Annotated in this window: 19 protein-coding genes; 10 read left to right on the top strand and 9 right to left on the bottom strand. The window is 63.1% G+C overall.

Going from position 1 to position 19,293, the window contains the following annotated elements:
• Positions 1-47: 47 nt before the first annotated feature.
• The gene (gene wecC, locus H0274_RS08680; RefSeq protein ID WP_226794626.1) at positions 48-1,358 is read left to right on the top strand and encodes a UDP-N-acetyl-D-mannosamine dehydrogenase; all 1,311 of its coding nucleotides are present in this window, start codon (positions 48-50) and stop codon (positions 1,356-1,358) included.
• On the opposite strand, the gene H0274_RS08675 is transcribed toward wecC, so the two are convergent.
• From H0274_RS08675 to H0274_RS08660, 4 genes are all read right to left on the bottom strand, one after another.
• Positions 1,355-1,723, bottom strand: a complete 369-nt coding sequence (locus H0274_RS08675; protein ID WP_319018214.1) for a GFA family protein — start codon at positions 1,721-1,723, stop codon at positions 1,355-1,357. The two genes, wecC and H0274_RS08675, sit on opposite strands and share 4 nt — an antisense overlap.
• Positions 1,724-1,838: 115 nt before the next feature.
• Positions 1,839-2,642 carry an enoyl-ACP reductase FabI gene (gene fabI, locus H0274_RS08670; protein ID WP_226794622.1) on the bottom strand — a complete coding sequence of 268 codons (804 nt, stop codon included), beginning with the start codon at positions 2,640-2,642 and terminating at the stop codon, positions 1,839-1,841.
• A 49-nt stretch (positions 2,643-2,691) separates the two neighbouring features.
• On the bottom strand, positions 2,692-3,639 hold the full coding sequence (locus H0274_RS08665) for a YihY/virulence factor BrkB family protein (protein WP_226794620.1): 948 nt from the start codon (positions 3,637-3,639) through the stop codon (positions 2,692-2,694).
• The gene (locus H0274_RS08660; RefSeq protein WP_226794619.1) at positions 3,639-4,589 is read right to left on the bottom strand and encodes a DnaJ C-terminal domain-containing protein; all 951 of its coding nucleotides are present in this window, start codon (positions 4,587-4,589) and stop codon (positions 3,639-3,641) included. The genes H0274_RS08665 and H0274_RS08660 overlap by 1 nt, the downstream gene beginning before the upstream one ends.
• 191 nt (positions 4,590-4,780) lie before the next feature.
• Between H0274_RS08660 and pdxH the strand changes: the two genes are divergently transcribed.
• Both pdxH and H0274_RS08650 read left to right on the top strand, forming a co-directional pair.
• The gene (pdxH, locus tag H0274_RS08655; protein WP_226794617.1) at positions 4,781-5,395 is read left to right on the top strand and encodes a pyridoxamine 5'-phosphate oxidase; all 615 of its coding nucleotides are present in this window, start codon (positions 4,781-4,783) and stop codon (positions 5,393-5,395) included.
• On the top strand, positions 5,392-6,336 hold the full coding sequence (locus H0274_RS08650; protein WP_226794615.1) for a cation diffusion facilitator family transporter: 945 nt from the start codon (positions 5,392-5,394) through the stop codon (positions 6,334-6,336). The genes pdxH and H0274_RS08650 overlap by 4 nt, the downstream gene beginning before the upstream one ends.
• A gap of 12 nt (positions 6,337-6,348) precedes the next feature.
• Here the strand turns inward: H0274_RS08650 and H0274_RS08645 are convergent, their stop codons facing one another.
• Positions 6,349-7,491: a serine hydrolase domain-containing protein gene (locus tag H0274_RS08645; protein WP_226794613.1), complete on the bottom strand. Its 1,143-nt coding sequence runs from the start codon at positions 7,489-7,491 to the stop codon at positions 6,349-6,351.
• A gap of 98 nt (positions 7,492-7,589) precedes the next feature.
• On the opposite strand from H0274_RS08645, the gene H0274_RS08640 reads away from it, so the two are divergent.
• Positions 7,590-7,883 (top strand): hypothetical protein, encoded by a 294-nt coding sequence (locus tag H0274_RS08640; RefSeq protein ID WP_226794611.1) that lies wholly within the window; start codon positions 7,590-7,592, stop codon positions 7,881-7,883.
• A 6-nt stretch (positions 7,884-7,889) separates the two neighbouring features.
• Here the strand turns inward: H0274_RS08640 and mnmA are convergent, their stop codons facing one another.
• On the bottom strand, positions 7,890-9,041 hold the full coding sequence (gene mnmA / locus H0274_RS08635) for a tRNA 2-thiouridine(34) synthase MnmA (protein WP_226794609.1): 1,152 nt from the start codon (positions 9,039-9,041) through the stop codon (positions 7,890-7,892).
• A gap of 126 nt (positions 9,042-9,167) precedes the next feature.
• Here mnmA and H0274_RS08630 point away from each other — a divergent pair, with 126 nt between their 5' ends.
• The 6 genes from H0274_RS08630 (at position 9,168) to H0274_RS08605 (ending at position 16,456) form a co-directional block, all read left to right on the top strand.
• Positions 9,168-9,500: a hypothetical protein gene (locus tag H0274_RS08630; protein ID WP_226794607.1), complete on the top strand. Its 333-nt coding sequence runs from the start codon at positions 9,168-9,170 to the stop codon at positions 9,498-9,500.
• Entirely contained in the window at positions 9,500-9,799 is a 300-nt protein-coding gene (gene sciP, locus H0274_RS08625) for a CtrA inhibitor SciP (protein ID WP_054531292.1), read from the top strand. The genes H0274_RS08630 and sciP overlap by 1 nt, the downstream gene beginning before the upstream one ends.
• A 177-nt stretch (positions 9,800-9,976) precedes the next feature.
• The gene (locus H0274_RS08620) at positions 9,977-10,243 is read left to right on the top strand and encodes a GlsB/YeaQ/YmgE family stress response membrane protein (RefSeq protein WP_226794605.1); all 267 of its coding nucleotides are present in this window, start codon (positions 9,977-9,979) and stop codon (positions 10,241-10,243) included.
• Between the two features lie 287 nt (positions 10,244-10,530).
• Positions 10,531-11,721: an efflux RND transporter periplasmic adaptor subunit gene (locus H0274_RS08615; RefSeq protein ID WP_226794603.1), complete on the top strand. Its 1,191-nt coding sequence runs from the start codon at positions 10,531-10,533 to the stop codon at positions 11,719-11,721.
• A 12-nt stretch (positions 11,722-11,733) separates the two neighbouring features.
• Positions 11,734-15,135: an efflux RND transporter permease subunit gene (locus H0274_RS08610; RefSeq protein WP_226794601.1), complete on the top strand. Its 3,402-nt coding sequence runs from the start codon at positions 11,734-11,736 to the stop codon at positions 15,133-15,135.
• Between the two features lie 115 nt (positions 15,136-15,250).
• The gene (locus tag H0274_RS08605; RefSeq protein WP_226795687.1) at positions 15,251-16,456 is read left to right on the top strand and encodes a DUF445 domain-containing protein; all 1,206 of its coding nucleotides are present in this window, start codon (positions 15,251-15,253) and stop codon (positions 16,454-16,456) included.
• A gap of 49 nt (positions 16,457-16,505) precedes the next feature.
• Here H0274_RS08605 and H0274_RS08600 read toward each other — a convergent pair whose 3' ends face one another.
• The 3 genes from H0274_RS08600 to H0274_RS08590 form a co-directional block, all read right to left on the bottom strand.
• Entirely contained in the window at positions 16,506-17,396 is an 891-nt protein-coding gene (locus tag H0274_RS08600; RefSeq protein ID WP_226794599.1) for a hypothetical protein, read from the bottom strand.
• 86 nt (positions 17,397-17,482) lie between these two features.
• Positions 17,483-18,412 (bottom strand): electron transfer flavoprotein subunit alpha/FixB family protein, encoded by a 930-nt coding sequence (locus H0274_RS08595; protein ID WP_226794597.1) that lies wholly within the window; start codon positions 18,410-18,412, stop codon positions 17,483-17,485.
• Positions 18,412-19,158, bottom strand: a complete 747-nt coding sequence (locus tag H0274_RS08590; RefSeq protein WP_226794595.1) for an electron transfer flavoprotein subunit beta/FixA family protein — start codon at positions 19,156-19,158, stop codon at positions 18,412-18,414. Before H0274_RS08590 ends, H0274_RS08595 begins: the two co-directional genes overlap by 1 nt.
• Between the last annotated feature and the right edge of the window lie 135 nt (positions 19,159-19,293).

The raw sequence follows: 19,293 nt of genomic DNA, 5'->3' as shown, positions 1-19,293 counted from the left end.
TTTACCCTTCCAGATCATAGGAATCTGGCATCAATGAGGGAATCTGCATGCGTGTGAGTGAAGCTCCTGCGGTCTGCATGGTCGGCCTTGGCTATATCGGCCTGCCGACGGCCGCCGTGATTGCACGGTCGGGCATGAAGGTGCTGGGCGTGGATATTTCCGAGAAGGTCGTGGAAACGATCAATCGCGGAGAAATTCATATCGAGGAAGTCGATCTCGACGCGCTGGTGCAGGCCGTGGTGCGTGGCGGCATGTTGCGCGCTTCCACTTCGGTCGAGCCGTCCGATGTGTTTGTGATCGCCGTGCCTACTCCTTTCGAAAAGGACGGGCACCACACGCCGGATGTCTCCTATGTGCTGGCAGCCACCCGTGAAGTGGCGCGAGTGCTGAAGCCGGGCGACACGGTGATTCTGGAATCCACCTCGCCGGTCGGCACTACCGAACAGATGCGCGATGTTATCGCGGCGGAACGGCCCGATCTGAAACTGCCCGGCCTTGTGCAGGGGCCCGCCGATATCGCCATGGCCTATTGTCCGGAGCGGGTGCTGCCGGGCAAGATTCTGGTCGAGCTGATCCACAATGACCGTTCGATTGGCGGACTGACGCCGGAATGCGCCGAAAAGGCCGCCGGATTCTACCAGCGTTTCGTGCGCGGCGAGTGCATCACCACCGATGCGCGCAGCGCGGAAATGACCAAGCTGGTCGAAAACGCCTATCGCGACGTGAACATCGCCTTCGCCAATGAGCTTTCCATCGTGGCCGATGCGATGGGACTGGATGTATGGGAAGTGATCCGGCTGGCCAACCGCCACCCGCGCGTGAACATCCTGCAGCCCGGCCCCGGTGTGGGCGGGCATTGCATCGCGGTCGATCCCTGGTTCATTGTCCATGGCGCGCCGGAACAGACGCCCCTGATCCAGACGGCGCGCGGCGTGAATGACGGCAAGATCCGTCACGTCATTGCCCGCGCTTCCGCGCTGGTGGATGCAGCGCCGGGTGAGAAGGTCGCCTGCCTCGGCCTCGCCTTCAAGGCCAATATCGACGATTTCCGCGAGAGCCCGGCCCGGCTCGTCTCGGCTACTCTGGCGCGCAAATATGGCTCGCGCATCCATGTGGTGGAACCGCACACGCCGGAACTGCCGATCGAGTATCAGGGCACCGGCGCCAGCAAGATCGATCTCGAAACCGCGCTCGCCACCTGCGGCGTGCTGATCGTGCTGGTGGATCACGATGCGTTCAAATCCGTCCCGCTCGAAAAGCGGATCGGCAAGCGCGTCTACGATACGCGCGGCATCTGGCTTGACCAGCCCGATCCCTTTGCAGTGACAAAAGACGAGGCGGAACGGCTGGCGGGTTAAGCGCCGGGAAAACGTTCAAACTCGGGCAATTCGCCTAGTATCGTCATCCAGGGCAGCCGTTCGGCGCATTGGATATGGGCGCCCGGAACCAGGCTCGCCGCATCGTCCAGCGTGGCGGACTGGATATCTACCAGACCGGGCAGCATGGCTTCGTTGCGATAGAACAGGCCGGTGCCGCAATGGGGGCAGAACTGGCGCACCGCGCCGTTCTTCCCCTCATAGGTCGAAAGCTCGCCCGAAAGTACGCGCAGCTGGTTTTCCTGCACGGCCAGCCACGCCACCGTCGGTGCACCGGCCGATGCGCGGCAATCCGCGCAATGGCATAATGCATGATGCAGTGGATCGCCTTCGATTTCGTATCTCACCCTGCCGCACTGACAACCACCCTGGCGCATGACGTCTCTCCCTCGATTCGCGATATGGAACATATCACGAACAGTGATTGAGTCCACTGCGCCCTGGCTGGCGGGGCGGGCAGGTTCAGACGAGCGAGATATCCGGCGCGTCCACCTGCTTCATGCCGACGACGTTGTAGCCCGAATCGACATGGTGGATTTCCCCGGTCACGCCCGAGGACAGGTCCGACAGCATATAGAGGCCCGCACCGCCGACATCCTCGATGGTGACGTTGCGGCGCAGCGGCGAGTTATATTCATTCCACTTCAGGATGTAGCGGAAATCGCCGATGCCGCTGGCGGCCAGCGTCTTGATCGGGCCGGCCGAAATGGCGTTCACCCGGATATTGTCCGGCCCGAGATCGTTGGCGAGATATTTCACGCTGGTTTCCAGCGCCGATTTGGCCACGCCCATCACGTTGTAATGCGGCACGACCTTTTCCGCGCCGTAATAGGTGAGGGTGAGGATCGATCCGCCATGGGGCATCATCCGCGCGGCGCGTTGCGACACGGCGACGAGGCTGTAGGCCGAGATGTTCATTGTCATCAGGAAGTTGTCGAGGCTGGTATCGACGAATTTCCCGCGCAGTTCGTTCTTGTCGGAAAAGCCGATGGCGTGGACGACGAAGTCGATCGTTTCCCAGCGGTTCTTGAGCGTCTCGAACGCTGCGTCGAGCGCTTCCATGCTGGAAACGTCGCAATCGAACAGGAAATCCGAACCCAGGCTTTCAGCCAGCGGGCGCACACGCTTTTCCAGGGCTTCACCCTGATAGGAAAACGCCAATTCAGCGCCCTGTTCATGCAGCTTCTGCGCAATGCCCCAAGCCAGGGATTTGTCATTGGCGAGCCCCATGATGAGACCACGTTTTCCTGCCATCAGACCGCTCATCGGGCCCTGTCCTTCCTTCTCGACCCAATGGGCCGGCCACCGTAAATCCTTATGTGCCTTCCTCTTCCGGCGTGCGCGCGAGCGCAGCGTTGAGTTCGGCACCTGCGACCACTCCTAAGCCGACCAGCCAGAAAAAGAAAAGCGCGATCATGATCCCCGCGAGCCCGCCATAGGTGAGCGAGTAGGAAAAAAGCGACCGGAGGAGCGGCGGGAAGGCGAGGGTGACACCCACCCACCATATTGTGACCAGCAGCGCGCCCGGCCATTTGGGGTAACGCTTCCCGCGATAGGACGCCGGGGTGAGCGTGATGAACAGCATGAAGATCGAGAAATAGATCGCCAGCCCGGTGGCCGCGCGCGAATAGACGAGCCCGTCCAGCGCGCTGGCCAGTTGCGGGGCCCATGCGTCGATCGCTTCCTCAACCGTGCCGATCGCGACCTGTGCGACCAGTGCCACCAGCAGCAGGACCACCGCGCCGATGATGAGGCCGGTGGAAATCAGCCGGTGGTGCCAAAAGCCCTTGGTGTGCTGCGTGCCGTAGGAGCGGCGCAGAATATCGCGGATCGTTTCGATCAGGCTGCCGACGGTCCACAGGGCGAACAGCCCGCCCGCCCAGAGCAGCCACCCGCTGCGCGAGGCGATGGCGTCGCTCGCCGCCGGGCCGATCACATTGGCGACGCTGGGCGGCAGGGCGGATTGCAGCGCGCGCAATGCGGCAAGCTGGTCGTCCGTCTCGCCCACGGCAGTGAATACGGCCGCGCCGAGGATGAAGAAGGGGAAGATCGCCAGAACGGTCAGGTAAGCGAGATTCCCGGCATGGATGAAACCGTCGTTCCAGGTGCCCAAAGCCACGCGGCGGGCGATGATGTAGAGGCGCGAATGGCCCCTTTCGCCCTGCAGCAGTGGCTTGTGCGCCGCGCGGCGCGCCTCGGGCGTAAGGTCGGGAACCGGCTGGCCGGGTTCTTCCGGCCGCTTCCGCTTCCCGTGCCCGGTCATCAGGATTTCAGCCTGGCTCGCACGTCGCGCGTGTCGCGCCAGCCTTCCAGACGGCTCACCAGATCCGCATCATGATCGGGTATGTCGATTTCCAGTGTCACCAACTGGTCCCCGCGCCCGCCGGTTTTCATCTGGAAACCCTTGCCCTTGAGGCGCAGCACCTTGCCCGAGCTGCTGCCCGGCGCGACCGTGAGCATCACCGCGCCGTCCACCGTGGGCACTTTCACCTTGGCGCCGTTCACTGCCTCGTCCAGCGTGATCGGCAGGTCAATGCGCACATCATTGCCCTCCCGCCGGAAGAAGGGATGGGGCTCCACGCTGATCGTCACCAAGGCATCGCCTGCGCCGCCCGGGCCCTGCTCGCCCTTGCCTTTCAGCCGCATCTGGGTGCCGTCTTCCACGCCGGCAGGCAGCTTGAGGTCGATCGTCTTGCCATCGGCCAAGGTGATGCGCTGGTCCTTGCCCGTAGCGGCATCCACGAAGGGCACTTTCAGGCGATATTGCACATTGCCGCCACGCGGTGGCGGGCGGCGGGTGCCGCCAAAGCCGGACTGGCCGCGCGCGCCGAAGGGCGATCCGCCCCCACGCCCGCCGAACAGCCCTTCAAAAATATCGCCCAGATCCACGCCCTCGTCACCGAAGCCCTGGAAATCCTGCGCTGAATAGCCACGCCCACCGCCGGGGCGGAAGCCGCCGCCCATACCGCCCATCCCGAAGGGCATGGCGGGGTTGCCGTCGGCATCGATCTCGCCCCGGTCGAACTGGGCCCGCTTGTCCTTGTCGGACAGCAGGTCATAGGCGCGGGTTACTTCGGAAAAGCGCTCCGCAGCGTTGGGATTGTCCTTGTTCCGGTCAGGGTGAAGCTCCTTGGCCAGCTTGCGATAGGCGGACTTGATGTCCTTCTCGCTTGCGTCGCGCGCAACGCCCAATGTCGTATAAGGGTCAGCCATGGTGTATTAGCTAGGTAATGCAACAGGAACGCGCAAGCGCGACTCTTTCCTACTAGGAGTTACCGGCCTAGTGCAGGCAGAATGGAGACAGGTTCCGGGCGTTGCGGTAGAGTTTTGCGGCAGGCGCCGGGAAGGGTGGATTTGCCGCGCCGTGGATCTGTAACAGGTGCAACATCTGCAAGGAATGAAGCGTGAAAGCTGAACAGGATGCCATCCCCGATACGGACCCCTTTGCGCTTTTCGACGTCTGGTATGCCGAAGCCCGGGAAAGCGAGCTGAATGATTCGAACGCCATGGCGCTTGCCACGGCTACGCCCGATGGCGTTCCTTCGGTGCGCATGGTGCTGCTCAAAGGCTGGGGCGCCGATCTGGGCGGCTTCGTGTTCTACACCAATACGCAGAGCCGGAAGGGTGGGGAAATCCTTGCCAATCCGGTGGTTGCCCTGTTGTTCCACTGGAAGAGCTTGCGTCGCCAGATTCGTATCGAAGGCCCGCTTACCGAAGTGAGCGGCCAGATGGCGGACGATTATTTCCATTCCCGCCCGCGTGTTTCGCAGATCGGATCGGCTGCGTCAGACCAGTCGCGCCCGCTCGACAGGCGCGAAACCTATCTGAAGCGTGTGGAGGAAATCTCCGCCGTTTACCCCGAAGGCCAGGAAATTCCGCGTCCGCCGCATTGGACCGGCTTCCTGCTGAAGCCGCGCGCGATCGAATTCTGGATTGACCGGCCCAATCGCCTTCACGAGCGCCGGCGCTTCTTCCGCGCCGAGGATGGGGGCTGGGGCAGCAGCCTGCTCTATCCATGACCGGATACAGCCAGGAACATTCGCGACTCACCCGCAGCGCCGCCTATGCCTCCATTGCGGTGGCGCTGCTGCTGATGGTGATCAAGATATGGGCCACGGCCAAGACCGGGTCCACCGCCATGCTGGGAAGTCTGGCGGATACCGCGCTGGATCTGATCGCCAGCATCGCCACGCTGGCCGGGGTGTGGATCGCGGCCATGCCGGCGGACGAGGATCACCGCTTCGGCCATGGCAAGGCAGAGGCGCTGGCGGCCATGCTGCAGGTGGTGCTGATCGCGCTTTCCGCGGCTGGCATCCTGTTTCGCGCCGTGGGGCAGCTGCTGGCCGGTGCGCGTACCGAAGCGGCGGAAGAAGGGATCGCGGTTTCGCTGGTGGCCATGGCGGCGACATTCGCCTTGCTGGCCTGGCAGCGCCATGTGATCCGGAAGACCGGCAGTATCGCGATTTCGACCGATCACCTCCATTACAAATCCGATCTGGTACTGAACCTGGCGGTGATCGCCGCGCTGGCGCTCGATCATTTTGCCCGGTTGCAGGGGGCGGACGCACTGTTCGGCATCGGCATCGCGCTATGGCTCGGCTGGGGGGCCTGGCGGGCATCCACCGAAGCGATCGACCAGATCATGGATCGTGAATGGCCCGAATGGCGACGCGATGAATTCCTCGCGGTCGTCGCGCGGCATCCATCCTTGCGAGGGGTGCATGATCTGCGCACCCGCACCAGTGGCGCCCATGATTTCGCCCAGTTCCACGCCTCGGTCGATCCGCAGATGACCGTTGCCGAAGCTCACCGGGTCATGGACGAGATCGAGGAAGAACTGGAACGCGCCTTTCCCGGCGTCCAGGTGCTGATCCACCCGGACCCGGAAGGGCTGGTGAACGAGGATGGCACGGCGGCGCAGGAATTGCTGCCCGATCTGGGCGAGCGCAAGGAAGAGTAACGGCTTGGTGGCCTAGTTGCGGGGGAACAGAGCTACCACATCGCCTAGCGCGGCCACCACGGGATCGCGCGCGGCATCGTCGCTCTTGCCCAGACGTACCACGGTCAGCCCCTGCCGGGGGGAGACCATGACGTATTGGCCCAGATGGCCCACCAGCGAGAAAAGATCCGCCGGGCCGCGATCGGCGAACAATACGTTGCGATCCGTCCCAGAGGGGTGATTGAGCCAGATCTGCGCTCCGTAATCGGGCGAACGCGGGCTGGGCGTGGTCATGAAGGTGATCCACCCCTTGGGCACCAGTTGCGCGCCTTTCACTGCCCCCTGATGGCGCAGGAACTCGCCGAAGCGGCCCCAGTCACGCGCGGTGCCGTGGATCAGGCTACCGCCGATCAGCGTGCCCGCCCGGTCATATTCCGGCACCATCGAATACATGCCCAGCGGCATGAAGATGCGCGCCTTCAGATAATCGTCCACCGCCTTGCGCCGCGTTTCGGGATCGCTGCTGTCGGTCAGCACCCGCGCGGCAATATCGGCCAGGATCACCGTGGTGTTGGTGGAATATTCGAACCTGGCGCCGGGCCTGGCTTCCAGCGGTTGAGCCTCCGCCCAGGCCGCCATATCGTCCCGCCCCTGCAGGAACAGCATCTTCACCGTATCGGCATCATAGGCCGGCTCGGTGCTCTCGGTATGGCGCAACCCGCTGCGCATCTGGAGGAGCTGACGCAGGGTAATGTCCCCGCGCGGATCGCCGGGGCGGCGCCAGTTGGGGATGGGCGGCGTTTCATCCAGCTGCAGCTTGCCGTCGGCCACCAGCATGCCGATCATCACGGCGGTGATGGTTTTTGCCATGGACCAGCTGACGAAGCGCGTTTCCTCGCCATAGCCTTCGCCATAGCGCTCTGCCACGATTCGCCCGCCCTGCATCACGATCACCGCGCGGGTCTCGCCCATTTCCTCGTCCGTGAAGAGGCGATCGATTCGCCGGGCGAGTTGTTCGCGCGGGGCGCCCGGCTTGGCCACCACCGCATCCAGTGCCATTTCGCTTAGGGGCGGCGGGCTCTTTTCCTCCGCCGCGGAATCGCCGCAGGCCGCCAGCGCCAGCAGCGGGGCTGGCAGCAGGGCGAGCGAGGCGATAGAGAGGAGTGGCCGCTTCATGGCGTGTGCTTCTCTCGGTCAGTTGGGAAACAATGGCAACCGCAAAACCAGCCCGCAGAAACAAGGCCGAGGGCCGCCGATTCGGCTGGTCGCGAATCGTGCTTCTGCTCGGTCTGATCGCGGCGCTTACTGCTTGGTTCTATCGCGACACGGTGATGGCGCAGGCCACTGCCGGTACGGCTTACGGGGCCCGTGTGGCCTGTTCCTGCCGCTTCGTCGGCGGCAGGAACCTGAAGGATTGCGAAAAGGATTTCGAGCCCGGCATGGCACTCGTTTCGCTGAGCGAGGACGAGGGGGAAAAAAGCGTCACCGCCAGTGTACCGTTGCTTGCCAGCCAGACAGCCACCTATCGCGAAGGTTATGGCTGCGTTCTGGAAAAGTGGGACGAGTAAGGGCCCTCAGGCCGGTTCGGTTCCGTCGATCCAGCCCCCGCCGATCACCCTGTCACCCGCATAGATCACCGCCGCCTGTCCGGGCGCAACGCCAAATTCAGGCTGGATGAAGCGCAGCACGGTGCTCTCCCCGCCGCCGAGCGGGCCCTCCAGCACTACTGGAACCGGCTTCGCCAGCGAGCGAACCTTGGCCGTCAGGGGCAAATCGGGGAGAGGGCCGATCCGGTTGGTTTCCACGATCCGTGCGGCACCGATCGCCAGCATCCGCTTGGGGCCTACCAGCACGCGGGCATTTTCCGCATCCAGCGCGATGACATAAAGCGGCTCGGGCTGGCCGCCAATCTCCAGCCCCCGGCGCTGGCCCACGGTGAAGTGAATCACCCCGGCGTGGCTGCCCAGTTCCTCGCCGGTTTCGGCATGTACGATCATCCCCGGCCGCGCGCCTTCTGGGCGCAGGGAACGGACGATCCTGGTGTAATCGCCATCGGGGACGAAGCAAATGTCCTGACTGTCCGGCTTGTCGGCCACCAGCAGTCCGGCCTGCGCGGCAATGGCGCGCACATCCTGCTTGGGCAGGCCGCCCAGGGGGAAGCGCAGGAAGGCCAGCTGATCTTCAGTGGTGCCATACAGGAAATAGGACTGGTCCCGTGCGGGATCGAGTGCGCGGTGCAGTTCCGGGCCTGCCGGGCCTTCCACACGCCGAACGTAATGGCCGGTCGCCAGGCAATCCGCCCCCAGTTCGCGCGCCATACGCAGCAGATCCGTGAATTTTGGCCCCATATTGCAGCGGATGCACGGCACGGGGGTGCGGCCTGCCAGATAATCATCGGCAAAGCGTTCCACCACTTCCTCGCGGAACGAGCTTTCATGGTCGAACACGTAATGGGCGATGCCCAGACGGTCGGCCACCTGGCGCGCATCGCGAATATCGTCCCCGGCGCAGCAGGCGCCCTTGCGCCCCGTGGCGGCCCCGTAATCGTAAAGCTGCAGGGTGATCCCGATCACCTCGGCCCCGCTGGCGGCAGCGAGTGCGGCGACGACAGAGGAATCCACGCCGCCGGACATGGCGACCACGATGCGGCACTGCGCCGCAGGGCGGGGCAGGTCGAACAGGCCGGCCGGGTCGAAACCGAAGTCTAGGGCAGGGGTTGCGGGCATGGCGGGGCCCATACACCCGCAGGGCCGCTACGCAAAGCACGGCGTTTAACCGGCCGCTTAACAAGCCTAACGCCCGGTAAATTGCTGCTTTACCCGATCTTGACGAGCTTCCGGCACATTGTGGGCATGTACGAAGCAAGCATCATTCCAGCAGACAGGCAAACAGAGGTGGGCGAGACATCATCGCCCGAAGGTGAACAGCGCGGCCGCACTCTGCGCCCACTGAGTTGGGGCGAAATCGCCTCTCGTCTGGCGGCTGCGGAAGATTTCCGTCGTCTCGCCGCGCGCCGCCACCATTTCGCTTGCGGCAGTTTCAACGACACATCCGCCCGTCACCTCGCAACGCTGGGAGAAGGTAAACACACCGTTAACCCTATTGTTTTAGCCAATGGCAAAATCGCCGATGGCATCGACTTGGCCGTTACGAGCGAAGAGACGCACGGCGTTCGGGGAAGATAATGATCGAAAACCAGAAAATCCGTCCTGCGCAGGTGATCGGCCCACTTGGAGAGCCGCTGTCGCTTGCCGACCTGCCACCGCCCGATACGAAACGGTGGGTTGTTCGCCGCAAGGCGGAAGTCGTGGCGGCGGTCAATGGCGGCCTGCTGACCATTGACGAAGTGCTTGAGCGCTATGGCCTGACGCTGGAGGAATTTGCATCCTGGCAGCGGGCCGTGGACCGTTCCGGTATGCAGGGCCTGCGGGTTACCCGTATCCAGCACTATCGCGATCTTTACGAGCGTCAGCTGAAGTACTGATTCCTGCAATGAGCAAGAACCTGGGAAGGGCCGGATTTTCCGGCCCTTTTTCGTTCGCCCGCCCGCCACGCAAGCCAGCCTGAGCCCGTTGAATGCCCTTTGTGCGACGAATGGTGTAGCCTGCATATCCAGGCTGCCCGCCAATGGGTGGCCGTGAAAACGTCAGGAGGAGTTCCTATGGGCTGGATCATTGCTTTGATCGTAGGTGGCATTGCCGGTTGGCTGGCCAGCATGCTGATGAATCGCGATGCCTCGATGGGCGTTGTCTTGAATATCATTGTGGGTTGTGTCGGCTCTGTTGTCGGCAATGCCGTGGCCGGGCCCTTGCTGGGCGTGCAGGGCACGGTACAGGCATTTTCCCTTACCGGGCTTCTCATCGCCATACTGGGTGCGGTGATTCTGCTGGCCATCGTCAATCTGGTCCAGCGCGGCCGGGTGCGATAAATTTCGATCCTGTTCTTTCGGGCACATAGGGTGCCTGAAAGAGCGGGTGACGGAAGCAAAGCCGCTCCTTTTCCCGGTTTTTGACCATATCCGCATGAAATGCTCTTCGTCGGGCGTGATATGGCGTTCGGCAGAGGGCCGATTGTCACCGAACCTGCACCGGTCTATGGCGACCAGGGAAGACTGCCCGCCTTGTGCTGGGTGGTATAGGGGTGTAACACACCTTGCCGGTTTGCGGATTTTTCGCGAGCCTTGCAGGCAGGGATTTCGGGCTCTTGGCGGATAAGATGAATTACGAAACCACTGTCGATGCCAGCAGCAGTGCGCCGCTTTCTGGCGAAGAGCATCTGCTGGCAGTCGGGCAGGAGGAGGCCGCGCGCCGCAGGAAGCTGATCATTCTGGCAATAATCGCGATTATTGCCGTGCTGATCGCGGTGATCCTGCTGACACGTGGCGGCAAGGGCGATTCGACCGCGCAACAGGGCACCCAGACCCCTGCCGTTTCCGTGATCGCACCGGGCAGGGCGGCAATCCAGGGCACTATCCAGGCTACCGGCACGCTCGCGGCACGCCGGGAATTGCCCGTGGGCGTCGTGGGTGAGGGCGGCCGTGTCGTATCGGTGCCGGTCGATGCGGGCCAGTGGGTTCGCGCGGGCCAGGTTCTGGCGGTGATCGACCGTTCGGTGCAGGTCCAGCAGGCCGCCAGCAGCGCAGCCAATATCGAAGTGACGCGGGCCGACGCGCGGCTGGCGCAGGCCAATCTCGACCGCGCGCTGCAACTTGTGGAGCGGGGTTTCATCTCCAAGGCGGACATTGATCGGCTGACGGCGACGCGGGATGCTGCCGTGGCGCGCGTGCGCGTGGCGGAAGCCCAATATGGCGAACGCAACGCCCGCAACGCCCAGCTCAATATCGTCGCGCCTGCGGCAGGCCTGTTGCTCAAGCGCAGTGTCGAACCAGGTCAGGTCGTGAGCCCCGGTTCGGGCACTCTGTTCAGCATTGCTAAGGATGGCCAGCTCGAACTGCTTGCTCTTGTGGGCGAGACGGAGCTGGCCAAGCTTTCTGACGGTGTTACCGCTCAGGTAGTTCCTGTGGGGACCGACAAGGCATTCACCGGCCAGGTCTGGCAGGTTTCGCCAGTGATCGATCAGCAGACGCGGCAGGGCACGGCGCGCATCGCGCTCAGCTACGCACCCGAGCTGCGCCCCGGCGGTTTTGCCACGGCTACGATCGAGAGCGGCACGGTAGTGGCGCCGATGCTGCCTGAATCCGCGATCCTGAACGATAGTCAGGGCCGCTATGTCTACATCGTGGGCAAGGGCAACAAGGTTGAGCGCCGGGCGGTCAAGACCGGCCTGGTCACCGAAAACGGGCTGGCGATTGTCGAAGGGCTCGACGGTTCCGAAAAGGTCGTCCTGCGTGCCGGTGGCTTCCTTGCCCCCGGTGACGAGGTCAGGCCGCATGTCGTGAAGAAATAAGGCGGCCTTCCCGTGAACCTGCGCAACCTGTCAGCCTGGTCGATCCGGAACCCCATCGTTCCGATCGTTCTGTTTATCGGCCTGCTTCTGGCGGGTGTGGTGGCGTTCAACCGGATGGACGTCAACGGCAGCCCGGACATCGATTTCCCGGGCGTCAACGTCCTGATCTCGCAGCCCGGTGCCGCGCCTACGGAAATCGAGACCCAGATCACCCAGAAGGTGGAGGCTGCGGTCCGTTCGATCAACGGCGTGGACGAGATTCAGTCCACTGCTTCGGAAGGCAGTAGCTCCACTTTCGTCCAATTCGTGATCGGTACCGACGCGAACGATGCGGTGAACGAGGTCAAGAACGCGGTCGACCAGATCCGTAGCGATCTGCCCGACGGCATTCTGGAACCGCGCGTTGCCAAGATCGAAGTCGGCGGCAATGGCCCGATCGGCTATTATGCCGTCAGCGCCGACGATATGACGATGGAGCAGCTCAGCTGGTTCGTCGACGATACGGTTTCGCGCAAGCTGATGTCGATCGCGGGCATGGCCGCTGTCAGCCGTGCAGGCGGCGTGGACCGCGAAATCCGCGTGGTGCTCGATCCGGCGCGAATGCAGTCGCTGGGTGTTACGGCCAGCCAGATCAACCAGGTGCTGCGTCAGGTGAACGTCGATGCCGCTGGCGGCAGGGCGGAAATCGCCGGCTCGCGCCAGTCCGTGCGCGTGCTGGGCAATGCCGAAGACGCCTACCGCCTGGGTGAGACGCGGATCAATTCGAGCGGCCGCATCATTCGCTTGCGCGATGTCGCCGACGTCTATGACGGTTATTCCGAACAGACCTCCATCGCGAAGATCAGGGGCCAACAGGTCGTGACCTTCAGCCTTGAGCGGGCAAAGGGCGCATCTGACGTCACCGTCTATGACGAGGCGCAAAAGGTCATCGAGCAGCTGCAAAAGGAAAATCGCGGCATCCACATCACCGAGCTCTATACCTCGGTGGAATATACGAAGGATCAGTACTCGACCTCGATGGAGGCGATGATCGAGGGTGCGGTGCTCGCCATCGTGGTGGTGTTCCTGTTCCTGCGGGACTGGCGCGCCACGATCATCAGCGCCATCGCGATCCCGCTTTCGGCTATCCCGACCTTCTGGTTCATGGATTTGCTGGGCTTCACGCTGAACGAGCTTTCGCTGCTTGCGCTCAGCCTTGTGGCCGGCGTTCTGGTGGACGACGCGATCGTGGAGATCGAGAATATCGTGCGCCATATGCGCATGGGCAAAAGCGCCTATCAGGCCGCCATCGACGCGGCGGACGAGATTGGGCTGGCCGTGATGGCCACCACATTCTCGATCGTGGCCGTGTTCCTTCCGGTTGGCCTGATGCCGGGCATTTCGGGCCAGTTCTTCAAGAATTTCGGCCTCACGGTGGTTGCTGCCGTGCTGATGAGCCTCGCCGTGGCGCGAATGATCACACCGATGATCGCGGCCTATTTCCTCAAGGCCAAGGGCCATCAGGAACATGGCGGCGGCTGGCTGATGGACCTCTATATGAAGGTGCTGGCCTGGTCGCTCGATACGCGGGTGGCGCAGGCCATGCGGGTCCGGCTTACGCCGGTGCGTTCCAGCATGGCGACAGGTCTGGTGGAAACACTGTTCGTCCTTGCGGTGCTGGCCGCTCTGGTCGGCGGCGGTTACGGGGCCGTGAAGCTTGCCGCCCTGATCGCACTGCCCAAGGCCGCGAATGTGCCAATTATCCTGATCGGCTCCCTTGCCGGGGCCTGGCTTGCGATTGTGATCCTCAACGCGGTGATCGGTGCGCTCGGCGGGGTGATTGCGGAATATCACGAGTTCTTCCGCGGCCGTGTCCGCGCGCGCCTGCGCGATCACCGCCTGTGGTGCTTTGGCATCGGCGTAGGTGCGCTGGGGCTGACTCTGGCAATGTTCTACCTCTTGCCGATGCAGTTCCAGCCGCTGACGGATTCGGATTCCAGCCGCGCCAATATCGAAATGGTGCCGGGCACGACGATCGAGCAGACCGAGGAAGTGGCTGATCGCGTTTCCGAAATCCTCAGCCAGCAGCAGGAAGTCCGGCTGGTGATGGAACGGGTGAACGAAGGCAGCGCCACCTTGTTCATCATGCTCAAGCCCGATCGCCAGAATACCAGCATCGAGTTCGAGCGCCGGCTCAACAAGGAATTCCAGAACATCCCCGATGCGCGGGTCACCTTCTCGTCCCAATCGGGCGGGGGCGGTACCGGGCGTGATATTTCGGTGATGCTGGCCGGTTCCGATCCGAAGCTGCTGCAGGACGCCGCGCAGGCGCTGGTGGACCAGATGAAAGGCGTGAAGGGCGTCGTCGCTCCGCGCATCGCGGCCGATCTCCAGCGGCCTGAGCTGGTGATTGTGCCTCGGCTCGATCTTGCTGCCCAGCTTGGTGTTACCACTTCGGCGCTCAGCCAGACGATCCGTATCGCCACCATGGGCGAAATCGATCAGAACGCCGCGAAATTCTCGCTGTCGGACCGGCAGGTGCCGATCCGTGTGATCCTGCCCAAGGATTCGCGTCGGGATATCTCGACGATCGAGAATCTGCCGGTCACCACCGCCAGCGGCGGATCGGTGCCGCTGAAACGCGTCGCGGAAATCACCTTTGGTGCAGGGCCGACCCAGATTCAGCGCTACAATCAGTCGCGCCGTATCTTTGTGGGTGCAGACCTTGCCGAAGGGGCGCTGAAGGGCCCGGTGATGGACCAGGTCAATAAGCTGCCGATCATGAAGAACCTTCCCGCCGGCGTTTCCAATAATGCGGTTGGCGACGACAAGTGGCAGGCAGAGCTGATCCAGAACTTCATCACGGCGGTGGTCAGCGGCATTCTGCTAGTCTTCGGCGTGCTGGTGCTGCTCTATCGCCGCTTTGTTTCGCCGCTCGTCAATATGACCTCGCTGTTGCTCGCGCCTCTGGGCGGGCTCATGGCGCTTGCCTTGTTGGGGCAGCCGATCTCGATCTCGGTCTATATCGGCCTGCTGATGCTGCTGGGCATCGTTGCCAAGAACTCGATCCTGCTGATCGATTTTGCGATCGAGGAGATGGAGCGGGGCGAATCCAAGCAGGAAGCCATTCTGGAAGCAGGCCACAAGCGCGCCCAGCCGATTGTCATGACCACCATGGCCATGACTGCGGGCATGGTTCCCACGGCGCTTTCGCTGTCGGGTGACGCTGCGTGGCGCGCACCGATGGGGACCACTGTGATTGGCGGCCTGATCCTTTCCACCTTGCTGACCCTGCTGATCGTTCCGGCGGGCTTCAGTCTGGCGGACGGCTTCGAAAAGCGGCTGGGCCCATGGCTGCGGCGCAATTTGCTGACATATCGCCCCGGCGACGATCATCGTGACAAATCACGGGCGGAGGCCTTGCCGGCCGAGTGACGAGGCGGGTGCCATGAGCGGGCGGGAAGACCGGCCCGCCTCCCCCCGGCCGGGCAGGCGCCTGCACTTGAGCCTTGCCCTGCCGGGCGCCATTCCGCCTGATCGGGCACGTTCCATGCGGTTGTTCGCCACGGCTTTGCTGCTGGCGATGGCTGGCCTCTATATCGTTTCGCGCCACTATTCGGCCGGACATCCGGCCTGGGGCTATGCCCGCGCCTTTGCCGAGGCGGCCATGGTGGGCGGATTGGCGGACTGGTTCGCGGTGACGGCGCTGTTCCGCCGCCCGTTGGGCCTGCCGATCCCGCATACGGCCATCATTCCGGAGAACAAGGATCGCATCGCCGATACGATGGCGGCGTTCCTGCAGGCGAATTTCCTTACGCCCGCTGTGGTGGCGCGGCGAATGCAGGCGATGAACTTGGCTCAGGCAGCGGGTAATTTCCTGGTCGAGCCCGGCGGAGGTGGTCCATCGAGGATTCGCGCAGGGGCGGCGGAGTTATTTGCCGAAGTCCTCGAATCGCTCGATCCGGAACGTCTGGGCGGACAGGTGAAGGCTGGCCTCAAGAGCCAGCTTGATCGGCTGGAGATCGCCCCGCTACTTGGGCAGATGCTCGAGGCCGCTATTGCCGACAAGCGCCATCTGCCGGTTCTGGAAAGTCTGCTGCGCTGGGCAGGGCTGACGCTGGAAGCGAATGAAGCACTGGTACGCGGCATGATTCATGATCGCGCCAATACCCTGTTGCGGCTGACCGGGCTGGATGAGAAGCTCGCCAATTCGGTGCTGGACGGGCTCTACAAACTGCTTGCCGAATGTATCGTCGATCCTGACCATCCCCTGCGCCGCAAGGTGGAGGAAGGGCTGGAGCAACTGGCGCGGGATCTGTCGACCGATCCGGAAATGCGGGCGAAGGTGGAACGGATCAAACGTGACCTGCTGGATAATCCCGCCATTGGCCGTTGGTGGGAAGGGGTATGGGAACGCATTCGCCAATCGCTGATCGCCACCGCGCGCGATCCCGATGCGGCACTGTCGGGCCAGTTGGGCGGGGCTCTGTCGGAACTGGGCACTGCCTTGCGGGAAGACGCGCTGTTGCAGGTGCAGGTGAATCGCTTTGCACGCCGGATCATGGTGGGCATCGCCACACGTTATGGTTCGCAGATCGTGCGGCTGGTTTCCGAGACCGTGCGGCGCTGGGATGCCCGCACGGTGACCGACAGGATCGAAAATGCCGTTGGGCGCGATCTTCAGTTCATCCGCATCAACGGAACGATGGTGGGTGGGCTTGTAGGCGTAACCATCCATCTTATCGACAGCCTGTAAGGGATGGCGAAGCCCCCCTTGCCACCCCCTACAGGCTGCCCGGCGGGGATCACGTCCCGCCGAAAGGAGGCATGAGCGCCGAGGGTGGAACGGTCCAGAGGCTGGCCATCGGTTGTCCGGCAGCGTCCAGCGCCGGAATGAAGCTGCCCTTTTCCATCACACCCTTGCAGATGGCGTCATTGGTCTTTTGTTCGAGTGAAGCCCAGTGGACAGCGCAGCTTGTCGGTTTGCCATCTGCGCCCACGATAATGCGGATCTGATTGGCCGCACCGCCGAGCTTCCCGAAATCGCTGAACCCGATAATTCCCGTGGCCAGCCACTTGCTGACGTCACTGGCAGGCTGAACTGTTCGCGACATGCTCTTGTGCTTTTCCGCGTCGAGACCCCAGACAGTCAGCAGGTCGTCGGTGCATTGCTGGAGCACGGAAAGGGGCGGCTTCAATGCGCCAGTTTCGATTCGGACCGGTTCGGTCAGGCCGGCCGTAATCGCAAGGGCAGTCACTCCCTTGGCAAAATCCTGCTCCGCAGCCCGATCATAAGGCGGTGGCGGCGCGGCTGCTGCCGGCGGACCGCCCATGAGCACTTCACCGAGGTTGAAATATTGCTGCCCGTCCGAAGTCTCCGAGCGCCAGAAGGGCTGGGAGCGTTCGCCGCCTGAAGGGGCGAGTGCGAGGGTCAGTTTATCGGCGCTGCGGAATACTTTGAAGCCGCTGCCGACGACGATCATGCGCAGGGAATTGCTCGGCTGCACGCGCTCAAATGCCAGGGAAAGCGTATCCTTCCCGTCGCTGAAGCTGCGAGCCAGACGACAATAATCATCGCCGAAATCCGCCTGCCATGCGCTTGCCGGCTTGAATGTTCGCGCCGTGTCCCCGTCTGCGGCATGCACCGCAGAGGAGCACACGGCAAGCATGCTCGCCGCGGCAAGAGACCTTTTCATGGCCCTATCTCCCAATCCCTTTTTTTGGACTTTATCAACGGATCGGGAGAATAATCAACACGGGATAACACTCCCGCGGGGGGAACTTAAAGTTTTTCGGTCAGCTCCGGCACGGCCTGGAAGAGATCGGCGACAAGGCCGTAATCCGCGACGGAGAAGATGGGGGCATCTTCGTCCTTGTTGATAGCGATGATGGTCTTGGAATCCTTCATGCCCGCAAGGTGCTGGATCGCGCCGGAAATGCCGATGGCGATGTAGAGCTCAGGCGCCACGATCTTGCCGGTCTGGCCGACCTGATAGTCATTGGGCACATAGCCCGCGTCCACTGCTGCGCGGCTGGCACCGATGGCGGCATTCAGCTTGTCTGCCAGCGGCGTGAGTACAGCCTGGAAGGTTTCCCCATCCTTGAGCGCGCGGCCGCCCGAGACGATCACCTTGGCGCTGGTGAGTTCCGGACGATCCGACTTGGCGGTTTCAGCACCGGCAAAGCTGGAAAGTCCCGAATCGCCCGCCCCGGTGACATCTTCGATTCCCGCCGAACCGCCCGTGGCGGCTGCGCGTTCGAATGCAGTGCCGCGCACGGTGATCACCAACTTGGTATCGCTGGATTCCACCGTGGCAATGGCATTGCCGGCATAGATCGGGCGCGTGAAGGTCTTCGGCCCTTCGACCGAGAGAATGTCCGACACCTGCATCACATCCAGCAGAGCGGCAACGCGCGGGGCGATATTCTTGCCGGTGGTGGTTGCGGGCGCGACGAAAGCGTCGAACCCGTCCATCAGTCCGGCCACCAGCGGAGCGACGTTTTCGGCCAGAGCATGCTCATAGGCGGCATCGTCGGCCTTCAATACTTTGGCGACCCCCGCGATCTGCGCGGCCGCTTCCGCCACGGCGCCGCAGCCCTTGCCCGCGACCAGTACGGTCACGTCACCCAGCTTGCCGGCGGCAGTGACGGCGGCGAGGGTTGCGTCCTTCAGCGACGCATTGTCATGTTCTGCCCAGACCAGAATGCTCATCAGGCGACTCCCAGTTCCTTGATCTTCGCCACCAGCTCGTCGACCGAGCCAACCCTGATGCCGGCCTTGCGCACAGGCGGCTCGCTGACTTTCAGCGTCTTGAGGCGCGGGGCCGTATCGACGCCCAGATCGGCCGGGCTCTTCGTCGCCAGCGGCTTGGACTTGGCCTTCATGATATTGGGCAGCGAGGCATAGCGCGGTTCGTTCAGGCGCAAATCGGTGGTGACGATTGCCGGAAGCTTCAGGTTGACAGTTTCAAGCCCGCCATCGACCTCGCGCGTCACGCTCACCGCGTCGCCCGATACTTCCACCTTGCTGGCGAAAGTGCCCTGCGGACGGCCCATCAGCGCGGCCAGCATCTGGCCGGTCTGGTTGGAATCGTCGTCGATCGCCTGCTTGCCCATGACCACCAGGCCGGGCTGTTCCTCTTCGGCGATGGCCTTGAGGATCTTGGCGACGGCCAGCGGCTCCACTTCGTCATCGGTCTGCACCAGGATCGCGCGATCCGCGCCCATGGCAAGGGCGGTGCGCAGGGTTTCCTGTGCCTTGGCCGGGCCGATGGACACCACCAGGATTTCCGTGGCGGCGCCCTTTTCCTTCAGCCGGATCGCCTCTTCCACGGCGATCTCGTCAAACGGATTCATGCTCATCTTGACGTTGGCCAGATCGACACCGGTGCCGTCCGCCTTCACGCGGGGCTTCACATTGTAATCGATCACCCGCTTCACGGGGACGAGGATCTTCATGGGGAGTGCATCCTTCCCTTAAGGTTCCCGAAAATGCATTTAACCAGTCGGTTAAATGCTTCGGCTTGCAGCCATTGCGCCCCCGGCGTCCAAGGTCAAGGGGGCAGGAGGCCACCCCCGAAACAGCACGGGCCC

The sequence above is a fragment of the Fulverythrobacter ferritrahens genome, from assembly GCF_020539485.1.
In the GTDB taxonomy this organism is placed as follows: Bacteria; Pseudomonadota; Alphaproteobacteria; order Sphingomonadales; family Sphingomonadaceae; genus Andeanibacterium; species Andeanibacterium ferritrahens.
The sequence above is the reverse complement of the archived record's forward strand: the minus strand, read 5'-3'. Positions and strand labels throughout refer to the sequence as shown.